This is a genomic window from Vibrio sp. 1401, assembly GCF_033340295.1.
This window is the reverse complement of sequence record NZ_JAWOWF010000543.1, coordinates 1-608: the sequence shown is the minus strand read 5'-3', so window position 1 is coordinate 608 and position 608 is coordinate 1. Positions and strand designations below refer to the sequence as shown.

1 pseudogene is annotated in these 608 nt (G+C 45.9%); it reads left to right on the top strand.

From position 1 onward, the window contains the following. Positions 1 to 608, top strand: a pseudogene (locus tag R7Z77_RS26725) (methyl-accepting chemotaxis protein); the annotation flags it as partial.

Below are 608 nucleotides of genomic sequence, written 5' to 3'. Positions count from 1 at the left end.
TGAGGCTCTTGGATAGCATTTCGCAGTCGGCATCGAACTTGATTGATGAACGCGAAGCCATGGTCAATAACACCATAGGCAACGTCAGCATGATGGTTCTTGTCGCGGCGTGTGTTATCTCTCTGGTTATTTTGGTCTCTTGGTTCGGGCTAAAAACGTGGACAAACCGAGGATTGAAGAATGTGCTGGTACGTTTATCCGCATTAACTGACCACGATTTTCGTGCCAAAGCAGATGAGATGGGCCCCTTTGAGCTAAAAGAGGTCGCACGCAAATTGAATCAGGTGATCGATTCAACACACGACTCTATCCAAACGGTTACACGTAATTGTGAGACGCTTTATCAAACCGCAGAAATCAGCCACGATGCAGCTGAGCAAACCAATGAAGGTCTAACGACGCAAAACGAAGCGTTAGCGAGCATGGTGACTACGATTACTCAGCTAGAGGCGTCCATACGTGAAATTGCGACAGTAACGAATGCTTCGTCAGAAGATTCATTACTTGCTACACGACATACCGAAAAAGGTGTCCAAGTTGTCGAGCAAAACCGCAAGCGGTTGGAATCATTAGAAAGCTCTTTGGATGTGAATGAACAATCAATGTTA